Annotated in this window: 15 protein-coding genes; 5 read left to right on the top strand and 10 right to left on the bottom strand. The window is 54.7% G+C overall.

What is annotated here, in order from left to right:
* Window positions 1-23: 23 nt before the first annotated feature.
* Complete coding sequence (locus ATG98_RS11915) at window positions 24-908, bottom strand: ZIP family metal transporter (protein ID WP_098423220.1); 885 nt, start codon at window positions 906-908, stop codon at window positions 24-26.
* A gap of 226 nt (window positions 909-1,134) precedes the next feature.
* Between ATG98_RS11915 and ATG98_RS11910 the strand changes: the two genes are divergently transcribed.
* Window positions 1,135-2,247, top strand: a complete 1,113-nt coding sequence (locus ATG98_RS11910; RefSeq protein WP_098423218.1) for an NADH:flavin oxidoreductase — start codon at window positions 1,135-1,137, stop codon at window positions 2,245-2,247.
* Here ATG98_RS11910 and ATG98_RS11905 read toward each other — a convergent pair.
* Genes ATG98_RS11905 through ATG98_RS11880 form a run of 6 tightly spaced genes read right to left on the bottom strand, consistent with a single transcriptional unit; the run spans window position 2,241 to window position 8,905 of the window.
* Window positions 2,241-4,055: an AMP-dependent synthetase/ligase gene (locus tag ATG98_RS11905; RefSeq protein ID WP_098423216.1), complete on the bottom strand. Its 1,815-nt coding sequence runs from the start codon at window positions 4,053-4,055 to the stop codon at window positions 2,241-2,243. The two genes, ATG98_RS11910 and ATG98_RS11905, sit on opposite strands and share 7 nt — an antisense overlap.
* A complete protein-coding gene (locus ATG98_RS11900) occupies window positions 4,052-4,861 on the bottom strand; it encodes an ABC transporter ATP-binding protein (RefSeq protein WP_098421299.1) in 810 nt (269 codons plus the stop codon). The genes ATG98_RS11905 and ATG98_RS11900 overlap by 4 nt, the downstream gene beginning before the upstream one ends.
* Window positions 4,862-4,869: 8 nt before the next feature.
* Entirely contained in the window at window positions 4,870-6,078 is a 1,209-nt protein-coding gene (locus ATG98_RS11895) for an ABC transporter substrate-binding protein (protein WP_098423215.1), read from the bottom strand.
* 36 nt (window positions 6,079-6,114) lie between these two features.
* Window positions 6,115-7,158: a branched-chain amino acid ABC transporter permease gene (locus tag ATG98_RS11890; RefSeq protein ID WP_098423214.1), complete on the bottom strand. Its 1,044-nt coding sequence runs from the start codon at window positions 7,156-7,158 to the stop codon at window positions 6,115-6,117.
* Window position 7,159: 1 nt separating this feature from the next.
* Complete coding sequence (locus ATG98_RS11885) at window positions 7,160-8,038, bottom strand: branched-chain amino acid ABC transporter permease (protein WP_098421296.1); 879 nt, start codon at window positions 8,036-8,038, stop codon at window positions 7,160-7,162.
* Window positions 8,039-8,905: an ABC transporter ATP-binding protein gene (locus tag ATG98_RS11880; RefSeq protein WP_218925935.1), complete on the bottom strand. Its 867-nt coding sequence runs from the start codon at window positions 8,903-8,905 to the stop codon at window positions 8,039-8,041.
* Between the two features lie 294 nt (window positions 8,906-9,199).
* Here ATG98_RS11880 and ATG98_RS11875 point away from each other — a divergent pair, with 294 nt between their 5' ends.
* Both ATG98_RS11875 and ATG98_RS11870 read left to right on the top strand, forming a co-directional pair.
* Window positions 9,200-10,516, top strand: a complete 1,317-nt coding sequence (locus ATG98_RS11875; RefSeq protein ID WP_098423212.1) for a cation:proton antiporter — start codon at window positions 9,200-9,202, stop codon at window positions 10,514-10,516.
* 17 nt (window positions 10,517-10,533) lie between these two features.
* On the top strand, window positions 10,534-11,328 hold the full coding sequence (locus tag ATG98_RS11870) for an enoyl-CoA hydratase/isomerase family protein (RefSeq protein WP_098423210.1): 795 nt from the start codon (window positions 10,534-10,536) through the stop codon (window positions 11,326-11,328).
* Window positions 11,329-11,345: 17 nt separating this feature from the next.
* On the opposite strand, the gene pntB is transcribed toward ATG98_RS11870, so the two are convergent.
* From pntB to ATG98_RS11855, 3 genes are all read right to left on the bottom strand, one after another.
* A complete protein-coding gene (gene pntB, locus ATG98_RS11865; RefSeq protein ID WP_098423208.1) occupies window positions 11,346-12,740 on the bottom strand; it encodes a Re/Si-specific NAD(P)(+) transhydrogenase subunit beta in 1,395 nt (464 codons plus the stop codon).
* Between the two features lie 12 nt (window positions 12,741-12,752).
* Window positions 12,753-14,330, bottom strand: coding sequence for a Re/Si-specific NAD(P)(+) transhydrogenase subunit alpha (locus ATG98_RS11860; protein ID WP_098423206.1), 1,578 nt, complete (start codon window positions 14,328-14,330; stop codon window positions 12,753-12,755).
* Between the two features lie 143 nt (window positions 14,331-14,473).
* Window positions 14,474-16,354: a methyl-accepting chemotaxis protein gene (locus ATG98_RS11855; protein ID WP_228706105.1), complete on the bottom strand. Its 1,881-nt coding sequence runs from the start codon at window positions 16,352-16,354 to the stop codon at window positions 14,474-14,476.
* Window positions 16,355-16,850: 496 nt separating this feature from the next.
* Between ATG98_RS11855 and ATG98_RS11850 the strand changes: the two genes are divergently transcribed.
* Together ATG98_RS11850 and ATG98_RS11845 are read left to right on the top strand one after the other, a co-directional pair.
* Window positions 16,851-18,221 carry an NAD(P)-binding domain-containing protein gene (locus ATG98_RS11850; protein ID WP_098423204.1) on the top strand — a complete coding sequence of 457 codons (1,371 nt, stop codon included), beginning with the start codon at window positions 16,851-16,853 and terminating at the stop codon, window positions 18,219-18,221.
* A complete protein-coding gene (locus ATG98_RS11845; protein ID WP_098421290.1) occupies window positions 18,218-19,309 on the top strand; it encodes a DMT family transporter in 1,092 nt (363 codons plus the stop codon). Before ATG98_RS11850 ends, ATG98_RS11845 begins: the two co-directional genes overlap by 4 nt.
* Window positions 19,310-19,314: the final 5 nt, after the last annotated feature.

Below are 19,314 nucleotides of genomic sequence, written 5' to 3'. Positions count from 1 at the left end.
CTAATGATTCGGGAGTTTGGTGCTCAAAGCGCTGTATCGAGAAGCATCATCAGCACGAATCCGATTATAAGCCCACTCGTTGCCCAGGTTTCGTGGCCGGCGCGATGGGACTCGGGAATAATTTCATGGCTGATCACAAACAGCATTGCACCTGCCGCAATCGCCAACCCCCAGGGCAGAAGATGAACCGAAAGGCCAATCAATGCGACACCCAACAGGGCCGCGACAGGCTCCACCAAACCAGAAAGAGCACCAACGCCAAGGGCTAACCCTTTACTGTAACCAACGCTCATCAAGGCCAAAGCAACCACAAAGCCTTCGGGAATATCCTGTATCGCAATACCTACCGCCAGGGCCTGTGCACCGACCAGGTCAGGCCCGGCAAATGAAACACCAATCGCCATGCCTTCAGGAAAGTTGTGCAACACGATTGCCGCTACAAAGAGCCAGACGCGTTTGAGCCTTGCCGCCAGCTCGATATTAATTTCAGAGCTGGCGCCCCCTTCGACACCTTTCACAAAATGCTCATGGGGCACAACCCGCTCAATCATCAGCAAAGCCAGAGCGCCCAGTATAATACCGCCGCCAACAATGCCCCCTGCAAGCCACGAACCTGCGCCCTGATCAGCGGCAGTATCCAGTGCCGGTATAATCAATGAAAACGACGTTGCTGCTAGCATAACGCCGGCACCAAACCCCATTAGTGTATCGATAAAGCGCTGCGAAAGCTGACGCGTTAACACCGCGGGAATCGTGCCCAGCGCCGTCGCCGCAGCGGCAACCAGGCCACCCAGCAGCGCGCCTGTCATGTGCGGATCACCCGCCGCCAAACGCACGTATATGCCGGGCAACAATGCGACGAGACCACCGATAAGAATCGTCAGAACTACCCAGTATCGCAATGCCATAAACTCACCTTATGTTAGTAATACCGCCATCATGGCGCCTCAGACCCTAACCGACAATCAGCAAGAGTTAATCATGCTTGAGTTCCACGATTTCCACAAAATCTGGGGCAGTTAAAGGCAGTGTTGAAAACGCTGATGGCCTGGCCAGACTGCGGGCCCCATAATAAGGTACCTATCGAATTTCGCAGTTTTATTTTAAACATCAATTTTTCAGGAGCAGTTACTGATGACCATGAACCTGGGCCCAATGTTTGAACCTTTCAACGTTCATAACCTGACACTTCGCAACCGCGTTGCCATGGCACCTATGACCCGGAATTTTTCGCCCAATGGCGTTCCCGGCGAGAACGTGGTTGCCTATTACCGGCGCCGTGCCGAAGCCGGTGTGGGCCTTATTATTACGGAGGGCACCACGGTGAATCATCCCGCAGCCAGTGGCTATCCCGATGTACCCGCGTTTCACGGTGTTGATGCACTGGAGGGCTGGAAGAAAGTAGTGGATGCCGTGCACGAAGCCGGTGGCGCTATCTTCCCGCAGCTCTGGCATGTGGGTTCGGTGCGCAAGGAAGGCACAGAGCCAAATCCTTCGGTTCCCGGCTACAGCCCGTCAGGCCTGTTTGCACCCGGCAAGCCCAGTGGCAAGGCAATGAGCAAAGAAGACATCAATGATGTTGTGACCGCGTTTGCCGACGCCGCACAAGACGCCAAAGCGTTGGGATTTGACGGCGTGGAGATTCACGGCGCCCACGGTTATTTACTTGATCAGTTTCTGTGGGAAGGCACCAACCAGCGCGATGACGAGTACGGCGGCAGCATGGAAAACCGCCTGCGTTTCGTGGTCGAGATCGTGGCGGCGATTCGCTATCGCGTGGGCCCTGAATTTCCCATCATGCTGCGTTTCTCTCAATGGAAGCAGCAGGACTATGGCGCAAAACTGGTGCACAGCCCCGAACAGCTCGAGCAGTTCCTCAAGCCGCTGGTTGACGCCGGTGTGGATATTTTCCATGCCTCAAATCGCCGTTTCTGGGAACCAGAATTCGAAGGCTCTGACCTCAACCTTGCAGGCTGGACTCAGAAGCTGTCGGGCAAGCCCACTATGTCGGTTGGCAGCGTTGGCCTGACAGAAGATTTCATTAGCGGCACTATGGCCAGCAAGCAGGAGTCGGTTGAACAGTCTGGTATCGACGAGCTGGTAAAGCGCATGAACAACCACGAGTTTGAGCTTATTGCTGTGGGCCGGGCGCTTCTGCAAGACCCTGAATGGCTCACCAAAGTGAAGGAAGGACGGCTTGGCGATGTGGACGATTTCGCCCGCAAATCCCTCACCAAACTTTACTGAGTCTGTTGACCATATAACGACTCAATTACCTCCGCGTATTTCTCATAAATTTTGCTCCGACGCACTTTCATGGTGGCGGTCACCTCGCCGTCATCGTGATCCAGCTCTTTGTTTAGCAGATAAAAACGTTTGATCTGCGCCACCTGTGGCAGCCTGTCATTGCCCTTGGTAACCTCCGCCTGAATCAGCTCTCGCACCTTGTCGTGCTCCGTCAGGCTGCGGAACGTGGTGTAGGCAATCCGTTCTTGTTCCGCCCATTTTGCTGCTGAGTCAAAATCGACTTGGATCAGCGCCGAAACATACTTTCGGGCCTCGCCCACAACAATGCACTCCTTGATGTAAGGGCTCGCCTTGATGGTGTTTTCAATTTCCGTGGGCGACAGATTCTTACCCCCGGCAGTAATCATAATGTCCTTGAGCCGGTCGACGATTCGCAGCTGCCCGTCTTGCCACTCACCTACATCGCCGGTATGCAGCCAGCCTTCCTTTAGGGTCGCTTCCGTTGCCTCAGCATTCTTGTAGTAGCCCTTAAATACTGTGCCTCCGCGCATAAGGATCTCGTTTTGCTCACCCAATGCTACCTCCAACCCGGCAATCGCTATGCCGACAGTGCCAAGGCACACATTATCCGGACGCTGGGCCGTCGCGACACCCGTGCTCTCGGTTTGGCCGTATACCTCAACCAGGGGTACGCCCAAAGTTCGGAAGAACTGAAGAATGCCCGTTGAAATCGGGGCGGCGCCGGTAAGCGCGATGGTGCAACGACGCAACCCGATAAAATTCTGCAGAGCACGGAACACCAGCCAATAATAAATACTGTAGGTGAGGCGCTCCCCAAGGCTCCATTGAGCTTTTGGTTTGCTCACCAGAGGCTCACAGGCGCTCATTGCATAATTGAAAAGCCCTTGCCGCAAACGCCCTGTTTCCTGCATTTTGATATAAATGGCGGAATGGAGCTTTTCCCATATCCGCGGAACGCCCAGGAAAAACGTAGGTGCAATCTCCCGCAGATCTTCCTGAATCGTGCGCAGGCTCTCGCCAAAACTCACTGCACTGCCCACGTAAACCGGCGCAATATTAGTCAGCGCCTGCTCCGCCACATGGCACAGAGGCAAATAGGACAGGCTGGTACTGCGCGGGTCCACTCCCAGCAATTCAATCAGCCCCGGCGCACCCGCCTGCAGGTTACCCCAGCTGATCATTGCGCCTTTAGGCCGGCCGGTAGAGCCGGAGGTGTAAATCATCAGAGCGATATCATCCATCTTCTGGCTGTCGAGCAACTCGTCAATCAACCCGGTGTGGCTTTTTTCGAACTCCCGCCCAAGGGTCTCGATTTCTTCAAACGCAGACGGCGGCGACGCGTAGGAACGCAGCCCTTTGGTGTCAATAACAATATTGTGTTTTAGCTGTGGCAGTTCGGGCCAGGCCTGCAGAACCTTATCGGTCTGCTCCTGATCTTCACAGACCACCATTTGTGCATCGCTGTGCTCCAGCACATAAGCGATTTCGTTCCAGGGGCTGGTGGGATAAACCCCCACACAGATACCATTCACCAGGCCAATACCCATCTGAGCGATGACCCACTCCGCCCTGTTTTCCGCAATAATGGCAACGTGGCCACCTTCGGAAAGACCCAAAGCGCGAAGGCCCAGGCCAAAGTGTCGCGCGCGCTGATAATAACGCTGCCAGGAATAGGCCTGCCAAATACCGAAATCTTTCTGTCGAAGCGCCAGCATGTCCGGGCGTTCTTTTGCGTGGGCACGGAGCATTTGCACGAGCGTAAGATCACGAACCTGCGGTGTTGTCATGATAGCCACCGCTTACGGCGTTTGTAGTGTTTGATGTCCCGGTAACTGCGGGCCTCTCCTTCCTTGCCTCCCACCCCCAGGTAGAATTCCTGCACATCCTCATTGGTGGCAAGCTTGTCCGCCAGGCCGTCAATCACTATTTTTCCGTTTTCCATAATGTAGCCATACGAAGCAATCGCCAGAGATACGGCCGCATTCTGTTCCACCAGCAGTATTGCCGTGCCCTGCTCCCGGTTTATCCGCGCAATAATGGTGAATATTTCTTCTACCAACTGTGGCGCCAGGCCCAGCGACGGTTCATCCAGCATCATCATTTCTGGCTGTGCAATCAGCGCACGGCCAAGCGCCAGCATCTGTTGCTCCCCGCCAGACAGGTAACCCGCCAGTTGCTTGCGGCGGTCCCTGAGGCGGGGGAAATAGTCATAAACCAGCTCATAGGAATCGTTCAGCGAAATCTTACGCCCACTGAGCGCATAGGTTGCCGCAACAAGGTTTTCCTCAACGGTCAGATCCTCGAAGACGCGGCGCCCTTCCATCACGTGAAAAAGACCGCCACGAACCAGCTTTTCCGGTGCTACTCCTTTTAAAGAACGGCCCTTGAAGCGGATTTCTCCGGCTGTCACCTCGCCGTCTTCCAGCGCCAGCAGCCCCGACACGCTTTTCAGCGTCGTGGATTTTCCAGCGCCGTTGGAACCCAGCAGCGCCACAATGGCGCCGTGTGGCACACGCAGTGACAGGCCCCGAAGAACCTGCACCGCCTTGTTGTAAACCACTTCTATGTTATCGATTTCCAGCAAGGCTTCCATACAGCGTCTCAGTCGAGGTGAATCCAGTCAGATACGGGCTCGTAGCGTTCTTCTTTAGCGTTCACACGCCAGATACGACCCACCGGGAACGACATGTCCTGCACCGAAACCGGAATACCGATAATGCCGCCGGTGTCCCAGTCTTTGATAGAAGCCAGAGACTCGGCCATATTCTCAGCAGTCAGCTCTTTGCCCGCATCCATGGTGCGCTTGATCACCTCGGTCCATACCATCGCATTAAACCAGCCCTGCATATAGCCGGTGGGGCGATAGCCCGTATCCGGGTCGCTCTTTTGTGCTACGGCACGCAATGCGTCGAGCATCGGTCCGCCTTCAGCGCTGTCATAATAGTTGTATGGCATAACCCCCATATAGCCATCAGCATCTGCACCCATCTTGTTGATGATGAGTTTGTCAGACGACCAGAAGGTGCCCATAAACTGGGTATCCAGGCCCATCTGCCGCATCTGCACCATGAACTCGTTTATGGGCGACAACACATAGCCGTGGAATACTACAAAGTCGGGGCGCACCCGGCGCAGCTTCAGTATCTCTGCAGACACATCCACACTGCCGGGCTTGGTGACAATATCTTCTACGACTTCGATACCCATCTCGGCGGCTTTGGCCTTGCCGTTTTCAATAGGATCTTTACCAAACTCGGTATCGCTGTATACAAACGCGACGGTTGGCATCTCGCCGTCTTTGCCCTGAGTCGCAATGTACTCAAGAATAATCCCGAGCATCTGGGTGTAATTCGGGCCGGGAATGAACTGATACGGGTACTGTTCATTGTCCGTCAGCGCGGTCGCAAACGATGCGCCGCTCATCAAGGTGGTGCCTCTGCTGTTCAGTTCCGAGGCGATTGTTTTCATGAATCCGGTACTGTCACCGTAGTAAACCGAAACATTGTTACTGCCGGTAATTTTCTTGAAGGCGGCGACGGAACGATCTACTTCATAACCGGTGTCCTCCATTACATATTCCACCGGGTGACCGTTGATTCCACCCTGGCTGTTGATCCAGGTTGTATAGTCAGTCAGGCCGGCGTGAATGTGCACGCCGGCAAAAGCGAAAACGCCAGACAGAGGTATTGAGCCACCAAATACGATGGGCTCTTTATCCTGTGCCATTGCGGGCGCCACTGCCACGAGGGCGGCGGCAATACTGCCGATACCTGCGAGCCTACGGCTTTTGTTGAGGATGCTTTTGAACATGTTTCTTCTCCTTGCGGCTTCTTGTTGTTAAATCCACTAGTTTCTGAAAGGCCATAAGCTGAAAAAGCGCCGAATGCGATGCCAGATCTCCGCCAGCCCGTGCGGTTCAAAAATAAGGAAACCGACAATCAGCGCGCCGAAAATGATTTCGAGCATCGGCGACATGAATATCGGTGCGTTCGGGTAAAACGGTGTCAGGGCTGCGGTGAGTAGTTTGAGAACTTCCGGAATCAGCGTCATGAAAGCAGCACCGAGAATTCCGCCCAGCAGGTTGCCCATACCGCCAACAATGACGGCCGCCAGATAGAAAATAGACATAGAAAGCGGGAAACTTTCTGGTGTGACAACCCGGAAGAAATAAGCAAACAGACCACCGGCAACACCGGCGTAAAATGAGCTGAGCGCGAACGACATCAACTTATAATGCAGCAGGTTAATGCCAAGAATTTCGGCCGAAATATCTCGGTCCCGGATGGCGATAAACGCCCGACCAATGCGGGTGCGGAACACATTTTTAGCGGCAAGCACCATCAGTATCGCCAGCGGCACAATGATAAAATACATCGCAAAGTCGGTCTGGAACGTCAGCCCGAACAGATGCGCCGGCTCCAGGCTCAGGCCGCCCATACCTCCGGTTACAGACTCCCACTCGGCAAAGATAAAATGCAGAAAAACACTGGCCGCAAGCGTGGCAATCGCCAGGTAAAGCCCTTTAACCCGAAGAGAAGGTAAACCCACCAGAATACCCACCGCAGCAGCCAACAACCCGGCCAGCAAAAGCGTTACCGGGAAAGGCAACCCGGTATTCATGGATAACCAGGCCACGGTATACCCGCCCACACCCATAAAACCCGCCTGACCAAGAGAGATCAGGCCGGTAAATCCGGTCAGTATGTTCAGTCCCGTGGTACTGATAACCGCAATGCCCACCAAACAACCCAGATACATCAGGTAGGAGTCGGCCATAAACGGAAAAATCAGCAGAGCGAGTAAAAAAAGCGCGAACCAGATTTTCTGGGTGGAACTGCTGAAGATGGCCTCATCGGCCTCATAGTTGTGTTTCGCGTCACCGATGCGCATCTTACACTCGCTCTATTTCATGGGTGCCAAAAAGGCCGTACGGGCGGAAAATCAGAATGACGGCCAGCACGGCGAATGTTGCCGGCATCCGATACTCGCCCCCCAGGTAGGCGCCAGCCACGGTTTCCAGCCAGCCAATGAATATCCCGGCAACAAGCGCACCAACGATGCTGTCAAGACCCCCCACAATAACCACCACCAATACGCTCAGGCCAATAGCACCAAACTGCGGGCTAAGCCCACCGGTTGCCGCCACCAGTACACCCGCAAGTGAGGCTGCAAGAGAGCCAAACACCCACGACAGATTGAACACCCGCCGCACATTAATACCCATGGAATAGGCCGCAGCCTGGTCTGACGCGGTAGCGCGAAGCGCCACGCCGCCCCGGGAGAAGCGAAAATACAACAGGTAAACGATAAGCAAGGCGGCGCCAATGAGGAATCCGTAGGCGATTTTAGGCGCCAGATACATTTCGCCGATGAACACCGGTTTACGCGGCAGAAAACCTGGCAAAAGCTGCGGGTCTGCGCCCCATATCAGTTCTACCAGCCCCACCAGAATGCTGGCAATACCGATGGTGACCATCACCACTGAAATAGAGGATTCCCCCAGCATCGGGCGAATCATCGTTTTTTCAATCACACCCCCCAGAATACTACCCCCAAGCACCGCCAGCGGCAGCGCAATCCAGGGCGACATTTCCATACCTCCGGCAAAGGTCAGAAACAGGTAGGCCGCGAACATCATAATCTCGCCGATGGCAAAGTTGATAACCCGCGTGGCTTTGTAAATGATCACAAAACCCAGCCCGATCAGAGCGTAAAGCCCGCCCATCGCAAGGCCCGCAAGACTGATTTCGCCAAAAAACAGCCAGTCCACTCAAGCCACCTCGCGTTCGGGATTTAATTTCTTGCGCAGGCTGTCCATATCGCTGGTGCCCAGATACGCCTCAATGACCGCGGGGTTCTTCTGCACCTGCGCAGGCCGGCCTTCGGCAATCACCTGACCAAAATTGAGCACGGCAATGTGGTCGGAAATATCCATGACCATGCCCATATCATGCTCCACCATCAGCACCGTAATGCCCCACTCTTCGCGAATATCGAGAATAAACCGGGCCATATCTTCTTTTTCTTCCCGATTCATTCCTGCAACCGGCTCGTCCAGCATCAGTACCTTCGGCCGCATAGCCAGAGCACGGGCCAGTTCCACCCGTTTCTGCAGGCCATAAGACAAGCTGGCTACCGGCTGGCGCCGGATATGGTCAATTTCAAGGAAGTCGATGATGTGGCGTTCTACGTCTTTTCTCACAGCCATTTCTTCGCGCCGGGCCGCGCCGAAGTACGCCAGTGAACTCAGCAAGCCGCTTTTCATATGCACATGAGCGCCCAGCTTGATGTTATCGAGTACGGTCATGCCCCGGAACAGGGCTATATTCTGGAAGGTACGGGCCAGCCCCATTGCCGCACGGGCAGGAGGCTTGACCCCCGCGAGCACCTCGCCTTGATAGCGAATGCTGCCCTGCTGAGGTGTATAAAAACCGGAAATACAGTTGAACAGAGAGGTCTTGCCCGCTCCGTTGGGACCAATAATCGTGGTGATGGTCTGTTCCGGGACACTGAAGCTGACATCCTGCAACGCATTCACCCCGCCAAAAGACAAGGACAGATTATTAATCTCAAGTATGCTTTTGTTATTTACAGTCTTGCCTGACGCCGAACCCTCAACTCTACTATCGCTATCAATATCACTATTAAAAAACCCGGTAGTCGCCAAATCGCACTCCAGAATGATCCGGATGTTATTGTTTTTGTTGCCGCCTTCAGACGACCAGCGTGAGCTGAATTAAAAATAGTCCAACCTTCAGGCAAACACCAGGAAAAAATGTCTATTATTCAATAATCTTGCCTACAGGAAGGCGCAAAGTAGCCAGGCCTCGAACAGTACTTGACGAACCCGGATGCGCAGCGCCATATTTACCTCACAGCCGATAATGCTGAACACGTTTTTCTCTCTTTAACACGCACCACAGGGTCACTCATGACCACTGCCACCTGGTTTATATTAGTTGGTTCGCTGTTGCTGGCGGTGGGCTTCACAGCGTCCTATATCAATACGATTCCCGTCACGTCAGCCATCGTGTATCTGGTTATCGGAGCCGTTATCGGGCCGATGGGCTTTGGCCTGTTTCATTTCAATCCGTTGGAAGAGTCGGCGCTGATGGAGCTGCTGACTGAAATAGCGGTGCTTATTTCACTGTACTGCGCCGGCGCAAAAATGCCGGTACCGGTTAATTTTGCGCGATGGCGTACGCCTCTGCGGCTGGCGGTTGTGTCCATGGCGCTTACGGTTGGTCTTGTAACGCTCTTTGGTTACTACTGGCTCAGCTTACCGCTTGGTGCAGCCGTATTGCTTGGCGCTGTGGTGGCACCTACGGACCCGGTGCTGGCGACCGAAGTACAGACGCGTCACGCCAACGACCCCGACCGATTACGCTTTGCCTTAACCTCCGAGGCGGGCATGAACGACGGCAGCGCCTTCCCCTTCGTTATGCTGGGCCTTGGATTGCTGGGGCTGCACGATCTTGGCGACAACGGCTGGCGCTGGCTGGCAGTGGATGTAATCTGGGCCAGCGGCGCGGGTATCGGAATTGGTATTATGGCGGGCTGTTGTGTCGGCTGGGTCGTCCATATGACCCGCAAAACGTTTACCCACTCAGAGTTGCTGGAAAACTTTCTGGGTTTGGGGCTGCTTGCCTTTGCCTACGGGCTCAGTTTGTTGGTGAATGCCTGGGGCTTTCTGGCGGTATTCAGTGCCGCAGTCGCGTTGCGCCATACTGAATTGAAGCACGCGGGCCTGATGCAAAACTACGCGTCTGTAACCTCCGGAGAGTTTGCTGAAGAGTCTGAAAAGGAGATTGCTGAAAAGGGTGAACCTCCTGCCATCGTCCACATCCATCAAAGCTCCCTGGTCTTTAACGAACATCTGGAGAAACTTGCGGAAATTGTGCTGGTCTTGTTGATCGGCGGTTCGCTTTTCTGGGATTCCTGGAGTTGGCGGGCCGTTGGTTTCGCCGCATTTTTGTTCTTCATTGCCCGCCCCGTCAGCGTTCATCTCGGTTTGCTGGGAAGCAAGGCGCCGATGGACCTGCGCAATATGGCAAGCTGGTTCGGGGTGCGGGGCATTGGCTCGTTATACTATCTGATGTACGCGATCCAGCACGGGCTACCAAAGAATGTGGCACTTGAGTTAATGCACCTGACCCTGGTTGTGGTCGCCCTTTCCATAATGGTTCATGGCGTGAGTGCTAAACCAGCCATTGCCCGCTTTTGGAGATCGCGCAACCACTATGGTTAATCTTAAAAGGCAGAACCATGACCGCCAACCCATTAATCTCGTTATTTGATGAAAAAACCGGGGTCGCTACCCTTACGTTCAACCGTCCCGAGGTTCGCAATGCCATCAACATAGCCATGGCCGAGGCGTTCCTGGAAGCGGTAATAGAATTGAAAAAACAACAGGGATTACGCTGCATTGTGTTAACCGGCGCAGGGAAAGCCTTTATGGCCGGCGGCGATGTCGCCAGCATGACCGGCACCCCCGAACAGACCCAAGACCTGATCAATGGCTTACTCGTACCGCTTCATGAAGCAATTCTGCTGCTGCGGAGCATGGATGCACCGATTATTGCCGCTGTGAAAGGTGCCGCAGCGGGCGCCGGGCTCAGCCTCGCGCTGATAGCAGACCTAATCGTAGCAGAAGAAAACGCGAAATTTCTGATCGCCTACAACGGCATAGGCGCCGTACCGGACTGCGGTGGCAGCTGGTCGTTGCCGCATAAGATCGGCGCAGCACGTGCGTCGGCGATGATGTTACTGGGACGCCAGCTCACAGCAACGGAAGCCAAAGACTGGGGCATGTTGACCGAGGTCGCCTCTTCAGGTTCCTTTGACGAAACACTGGCGGCTATCGTGAAGCGTGTGGCCACCGGGCCAACCCGGGCCTTCGGTGCCTTCCGCCGGCTTGTTGATCAAGCCGGCGGAAGGCCATTGGCCGCGCAGCTTGAAGCTGAGCGGCTGGCATTTTTGAAAGCAGCCGAGACCCGGGATTTCAAGGAAGGCGTGTCCGCTTTTATCAGCAAGCGGCCCGCTGAATTTTCCGGTATGTAGCCGCTTACTGTCACGCCTCAGACCCGCAACGCGCTGACCAGCTTATCGATGCTGTCTTTGGCATCACCAAAGAGCATGCGGGAGTTGTCTTTAAAGAACAGAGGGTTTTCTACTCCGGCATAACCCGTTGCCATTCCGCGTTTCAGAATCACCACCTGCCGTGCTTTCCAAACCTCAAGCACCGGCATTCCCGCAATGGGGCTGCCGGGGTCTTCTGCTGCAGCCGGATTCACCGTGTCGTTGGCACCAATAACCAGCACCACATCCGTTTGCGGGAAATCGGCGTTAATTTCGTCCATCTCCAGCACAATGTCGTAAGACACATTGGCTTCTGCTAGCAGCACGTTCATGTGCCCGGGCAGGCGACCGGCAACCGGATGGATGCCAAAGCGCACCGTTGTTCCGCGCGCTTTCAACAGCTTGGTCATCTCGCTAACCCCGTTTTGGGCCTGAGCTACAGCCATGCCGTAACCCGGTACGATAATCACCGTATCCGCGTTACGCAGCTCCTCGCATACCTCGTCAATATTGGTTTCCGCAGCCGTTTGATCAGGCCCAGCGGCGGCAGAGCTGCTGCTGGTTTGACCAAAGCCGCCCAGAATAACGCTGATAAACGACCGGTTCATGGCCTTGCACATGATGTAACTGAGGATCGCGCCGCTGCTGCCGACCAGCGCACCGGTTACGATCAGCAAGTCATTACCGAGCATGAAACCGATAGACGCTGCGGCCCAGCCGGAATAGCTGTTGAGCATCGAAACCACCACCGGCATGTCGGCACCGCCAATGGCCATGATTAGATGCGCACCCAAAGCGGCGGCAATCAGGGTCATCAGCACCAGTGCAATCACGCCCAGAGCCACGCTGTCGGTGCCCAAAAACCAGGCGCCCAACAGTACTGACGCCAGCAACGCTGCCAGGTTCATCAGGTGCCTGCCCGGCAGCGTAAGAGCTTTGCTGTCGATACGGCCATCCAGTTTGCCGCAGGCAATCAGTGAGCCGGTGAAGGTAACGGCACCAATAAATACACCTAAAAACACTTCCACCAGTTTGATGGTGTGCTCGGCACCGGTTGTTTGTATCAGCGGTTCGATGTAGCCAGAAAAGCCCACCAGCACCGCGGCCAAACCCACAAAGCTGTGCAGCAGTGCCACCAGCTGTGGCATTTGGGTCATTTCCACTTTGTTGGCGATAACAATGCCGATACTGGCCCCCACCAGCACAGCAATCACAATAGCCACAAGCCCGCTGTCGCTAACGCTGGCCACAGTAGCCACCAGCGCAATAAGAATGCCGGCAACGCCGTAAAGATTGCCGCGGCGCGACGATTCCTGATGGCTTAAGCCTCCAAGGCTGAGAATAAACAGTACGCTGGCGACCACATAGGCCACACTAACAAGTCCTGAACTCATAGCGGGCGCCTCCTAGCGGCGGAACATTTTGAGCATGCGATGGGTAACCCGAAAGCCGCCCCCTACGTTGATGCTGGCAATCAGCACCGCCACAAACGCCATAATCCCGACCGCTAGGTTTTCCGCCTGGGCCAGATGCAATATGGCACCAATCACAATAATGCCGCTGATGGCGTTGGTTACACTCATCAAGGGTGTGTGCAAAGAAGGCGTTACATTCCAGACAACCTGATAGCCAATAAAGCACGCCAACACAAACACGGTGAAGTGCCTCAAAAAGCTATCCGGTGCGTGAGCGCCAATGCCATAAAGCGCGGCAACGGTGACAATTAGCAGTACGCCCTTACTAATTAAACTGCGGCGATCCGACTTCTTGCGCGCTGCTGCCTTCTGTTCCGCTGAGGGCTCTTCCGTGCCGGGCGCAGCCTTGGGGCTGACCGGCGTTTGCGGTTGCGGTGGTGGCCAGGTTACCTCTTGATCCAGCACCACGGTCAGGCCACGGATAACATCGTCTTCCATGTTTACCTTTGGCTGGCCGTTTTTCTCTGGCGTCAGTTCGGTAACAAGGTGAAACAGGTTGGTGGCGTAAAGGTCGCTGGCCACTTTGGCCATGCGGCTTGGCAGATCGGTGTAGCCGATCAGCGTAACATCGTGCTTTTCGACAATTTTGCCAGGCTCGGTGAGTTCGCAGTTGCCGCCACGCTCGGAGGCAAGATCGACGATTACGCTTCCGGGCTTCATGGATTTCACCATGTCTGCCGTAATCAGCTTGGGTGCGGGCCGGCCGGGAATAAGAGCGGTGGTAATAATGATATCCACCTCCTTGGCCTGTTCCGCGAACAGCGCCATCTCGGCTTTGATGAACTCGTCGCTCATCTGCTTGGCATAACCGCCAGTGCCGCTGCCCTCCTCCTCACCAAAATCCAGTTGCAGGAATTCGGCGCCCATACTTTCAATTTGTTCTTTCACTTCCAGCCGGGTGTCGAACGCCCGCACAATAGCCCCCAAGCTGTTGGCAGCGCCCACAGCCGCAAGGCCCGCTACACCAGCACCGATCACCATCACCTTGGCCGGCGGCACTTTTCCTGCGGCCGTCATCTGCCCGGTAAAGAAGCGTCCAAAGTGACTGGCCGCCTCCACCACCGCGCGGTATCCGGCAATATTCGCCATGGCGCTTAGCGCATCCATCTTCTGGGCCCGGCTGATTCGCGGCAGGCTGTCGATAGCGAAAGTAGTCACCTTACGGGCGGCAAGCTTTTCCAGAAGCTCAGGGTTCTGCCCCGGCCAGATATAACTGACCAGAAAACCGCCTTCTTTAATCAGATCGGCTTCGTGCTTACCCAGCGCCGGATTTTCCATGGGTGCGCGCACTTTTAGAATAAAATCCGAGTCGCTCCACAAAGCGCCGACATCCGTCGCAATCGTCGCACCAACGGCTTCATAGGCTGAGTCGTGATAGTGCGCCGCCTCGCCTGCGCTCGTCTCGACCGTAACCTGATACCCCAGCCCAATCAGTTTGTGTACCGAGGGTGGCGTTGCCGCAACCCGTCGCTCGTCTGCGTAAATTTCCTTTGGAATACCGATCTTCATATGTAGATATCCTTCAGCTGAACCCATGAACCGATGAATGGCTATCTATAGCCTAGTGCAACTTCAGGACATTGCTCGGGCCGATTTTCTACCCAAACATCAAAAACGAAGCCAACTGGCCGCTCGACGTAGGGGCCAGTTGGTTAGACATTAAAGCGCCGTGTGCTTTCGGAAATCACGTTAGCCTGCTCGGACAAACGCTGATTCTGCCTGCCAAGCTCAGCGCCAATGGCTTGCGTCTCGACACTCTGCCCGCGGATTTCTTCCATTTTTTGCGCAATGTCCTCAGTGGTGACGGAAATTTCCTCCACGGCAACCACAACCTGATCCATTTCCGAGTTCAGGGTGACAATCGATTGAGCCACTCCACCCATAGCGCCTGCGATCAGCGACGCATGGTGCTCACCTTCTTTCGCAATTTTGAGCCCGTTGTTCGCCAGGGTGTCCATGCTGGTGGTCTGCAAATTGAGCTCGTCAATAATGCCAACAATGTTGGTGGTGGCGGCAACGGTTTTTTGTGCCAGGGTGCGAACTTCGTCAGCCACCACTGAAAAACCGCGGCCTGCGTCACCCGCCCGTGCAGCTTCAATCGCAGCGTTGAGCGCCAGCAGATTGGTTTGGTCCGCCAGACTGTTGATAACGCCGATAATGCCGGTGACTTTGGCGCTGGCCTGGGTGAGCAATTTGACATGGCCATGGGTATTCTGAATAACGCCGGACAGCATGCGCATCGAGGTTGCGCTGTCTTCAACCACGCGAGCCCCTGACTGCGCCGACTCGTTGGCGGCTTGAGTCGCAACACCCACCTGCGATGCGCGTTCGGCAACATCGTTCAGGGTGACGGATATTTGCTGACTGGCAGTGGCCGCCAAGATGGTTTGGGATTCAACTATTTCGTTGTTCTGCGTCAGTCGAACCATGGTTTTTTCAAGCTCGTGATGAACCTCGATCAGATCCCGCGTGCCTGCGATGGACTCTTTCATCAGCACGCCGATTTTGTCGATCATCTGATTCGTTGCTCTGCCCAGAGTGTTGAATTCGTCGTTTGGGTTATTGCCGAGTGACAGCTTCTTGGTTAAGTCGCCCTCTGACACCCGTGACAACAGCTCAACCACTCGGTTGAGCTGGCTAACCAGCGCCCGAGAGGTAAGGAATAGAACCAGAACCAACAAAGGTGCAAACAGTAAAATAGAACCAATGCTGACCATTTTGGCCGACATTTTGGCGTTTTCAGCGCTTAGCAGGGTGCGCGCAATAAGACCGGATTGCAGAGCCTCATTTTGCGTTATAACTTGCTGTTGAAGGGTGTCGCCAGCTTGCTCTGCGTTGTTGGAAATGATGGCAATTTGCTGCAGAACCGCATCAGCCCGATCAAATACGGCACGGTACAGGTTCGTGTTTTCACCAATCACGGTTTTTTCCCACTCGTACTCTTCAACTAAATTTTCCAGCACCTCAACGGCTCGGTTTGAAGCTTCCGACAGTGCGGGATCACGAGTATTAATGTACTTACCTGATGTGCTCTCGACTTCACTAACAGCCTCATCAATCAGGCTGAATGACAATGACTTCAGTTCTGTCATTACAACAGCGAGTTCCTGGCGAATCCCGGTGGCGTCAGACAAACCGAGCACATTCATCTGCTGCAGCCATTCCCGACGCAGCGTCACATAACGTTCGGCTTCCGTATGAATGGATTCTGCAAAGCGGATACTGCCTGGATCGTTCAGCTGATTTGCTTGGCGTTGCAGTGCCTTGGCGTCTGATGTGAGCTCATCAAGATCTGCCAGCAACTCACTCTGGTCATCCCCGGAGAGCGTGTTGAGCTGTTTTTCAACAGCGTTCCATTTACTGGCAAGATTACTCGCACTGGTTTCGTAGCGTGATATCTGATAGACGGACTCATAGGAAGATGAAACGGTCTCTAATCCCCAGAGAATGGCCCCGGCAATAATAGTCATACCAGTCAGTGTTGCGATGATGAGCATCTGGAACTTCTGACGCCAGGACAAATTGAACTTCACGATGTAGTCTCCATTGGTGTTGTCGGGCATTTACGTATAAAGGTAAGACATATAATCGAGGTGTTTGATTTGAGTCAATACAAAATTTCTATTTCTGTTAGTGACGTATCGGCATTGTAAGGAGTAACTTTAGCTTCTCGAGCGTGAACTGGCACCCAGCAAAAACGTCGCAGCCCCAGATGTGCTAAGGTGCAGCCCTGACGTGCGAGCTACGAAGCATTTTCAATATGCTTTAGCCATCCGAGCGCTTCCCTCCAGCGTTTTCTCGATATCTCGCATACAGATCTGTGGTCTTCCCACTCTTGACGCCCTGTCTCTTCCGACAGTTGCCGTTGATATCCTATTCCGCCATCGGTCAGTCCGAATTTGGTGTGTCTCACTGCGAAACCTCATGGCTTGATCGTTGCCGGTCAAAGCTGAGCCCTTTTTCGCTTCCAGTTGTCGCCCTGGCCGCTCTTGCCCGGTGCTCGATACAACGCCTTAAACAGGAATCATTATGAGTTTTAAAATTGCCATTTTAGGTGCAGGCCCAAGCGGCTTGGCCCAATTACGTGCTTTTGAAGCAGCCCGCGACGCCGGTGCAGATATCCCCGAAATCGTATGCTACGAAAAACAGAATGACTGGGGCGGTCTTTGGAACTACACCTGGCGTACGGGCCTGGACGCCTATGGCGAGCCGGTTCACAGCAGCATGTACCGCTATTTATGGTCAAACGGACCCAAGGAATGTCTGGAGTTCGCGGATTACAGCTTCGAGGAACATTTTGGGCGCCCTATCCCGTCTTACCCACCCCGCGCCGTGCTGCGCGACTACATTATGGGCCGTGTAGCCAAGAGCAATGTCCGACAGTACATCCGCTTTAACACCGCGGTGCACTGGGTTGACCACAACGAAGCCACCGGCAAGTTCGCGGTGACAGTACGGGACCTGAAACAGGACAAACTGAACACCGAAGAGTTCGACCATGTCATCGTGGCTACCGGGCACTTTTCGACCCCCAATGTGCCCTATTTTGAAGGTCTGGAGCAGTTTCCCGGCCGTGTGCTGCATGCCCACGATTTCCGCGACGCATGCGAGTTCAAAGGTAAGGATCTTTTGCTGATCGGCAGCAGCTATTCCGCAGAAGACATAGGCACGCAGTGCCACAAGTACGGCGCAAGGTCGGTCACCTTCAGCTATCGCACACAGCCCATGGGCTTCGAGTGGCCGGAGTCCTTCACCGAAGTGCCCTTGCTCACCGAAGTGATCGGCAAGACAGCCCACTTCAAGGATGGCACCAGCAAAAAAGTCGATGCGATCATCCTGTGTACCGGGTATCAGCATCACTTCCCGTTCCTGCCCAACGAACTGACGCTGACCACCCACAACCGGATGTACCCGGAAGGTTTGTACAAGGGCATTGTTTCCCTGGCCAATCCCAAGCTGATATTCCTGGGCATGCAGGATCAGTACTACACCTTCAACATGTTCGACGCCCAGGCCTGGTATGCCCGTGATGTCATGCTCGGCCGCATCACACTGCCGGCAGACGACGCCATGGCGGCCGATAGCCGTGAATGGGTCGCCCGCGAGCTGAAGCTCGTTGACCCCGTCGACGAGATCGATTTTCAGGCAGCCTATATACAGAATCTGCTTGAACCTACCGACTACCCGGCGTTCGATGTAACCGCCGTTGCCGCTATTTTCAAACAGTGGGAACACGATAAGGAAGCGGACATTCTTGGGTACCGCAACAAGAGCTACCGCTCCACGCTGACGGGCACCCTGGCACCGGTGCACCATACGCCCTGGATGGATGCGATGGACGATTCTCTTGAAGCCTTCCTCAAGGTGAAGCAAGCGCAGCCAGCAAAGGAGACTGTATGAATCAACCAAGCCTGAGCCAGGCTCGGTCGCGCTTCACCTCCAGCAGCATACGCTGGGGCTTTATGTGGGCTATGTGGGCAGCCGTGCTCTGGGGTGCCTGGTATGTGCCAGGGTCCGCGGTGTGGTTTGAAACGCCCTATATTAACTTGAGCTTCGATACCAACGCCCAGTTTCTGCTGGCAGCGGCGGTGCTGACCACCTTCAACGCCATTGCCGTGTTGTTCTTTCTGTTTGTCTGGAACGGAGTGTTAGGCAAATTGGGGGAATACGTTCGCACCATCAGGCAGATGCGTTTTATATCCAAGTGGTTCTTCATCGGCGCCATATTTGGCGGCCCGATGGCCATTTTTGGCTCTTATCTGGCGATAGGCTACATCGGCGGGGCCTTCGCGGCCATTTCCGCGCTGATGTACCCCATCATCGGCGCCACCCTGGCCAGACTCTGGTATCAGGAGAAGATCACCAAACGCGCAGCGGTGGGTATTTTTATCATTCTGGCCGGTGGCGTGACCGTCTATGCGCCCGGCATTATTGCTGAAATCACGGGCACCGGCGACGCCGGCTGGCTGGGCTATCTGGGCGGTGCAATGGCGGCCATTGGCTGGGGTGTAGAAGGTGCAATTGCAGGCCGCGGGCTGGATGTGGCCGATCCGGATGTGGGTATTACGGTGAGGTTCACGGCCGAAGTCCTGTATTGGGTTCTACTGATTTTACCTGCAATCTACTTCTTCACCGACCAACCGGTTGTGGAACTGGTCATCGCCACGTTCAACTGGGCAGTGATCGGCTGGCTAATGCTGGCGGGCGTGAGCTTCGCTTTCTGCTATGTCTCCTGGTACAAATCTTTCCCACTGATAGGTGTTGGACGAGGGCAAGCAATTGCGGCGTTGTACGGGCTTTTTGCCGTCATCTTCCTAGCCGCATTCACCCTCGAATTTCCGGATTGGAACTTCCTTGCAGGCTTGGCCCTGTTCGTAATAGGCGGGTTTGTCATGTTCACTGAAAGCGACGAAGTGCTTGAGGTCGTCCGTGCCGTGTCGAGCGACACCAAAACGTCCACCGCCACGACGAGTGCAGCCCACTCGTGATCATT

Source organism: Marinobacter sp. LV10R520-4 (genome assembly GCF_002563815.1).
In the GTDB taxonomy this organism is placed as follows: Bacteria; Pseudomonadota; Gammaproteobacteria; order Pseudomonadales; family Oleiphilaceae; genus Marinobacter.
Note: the sequence above shows the minus strand (reverse complement) of the source record. Positions and strands in the feature narration are given on the sequence as shown.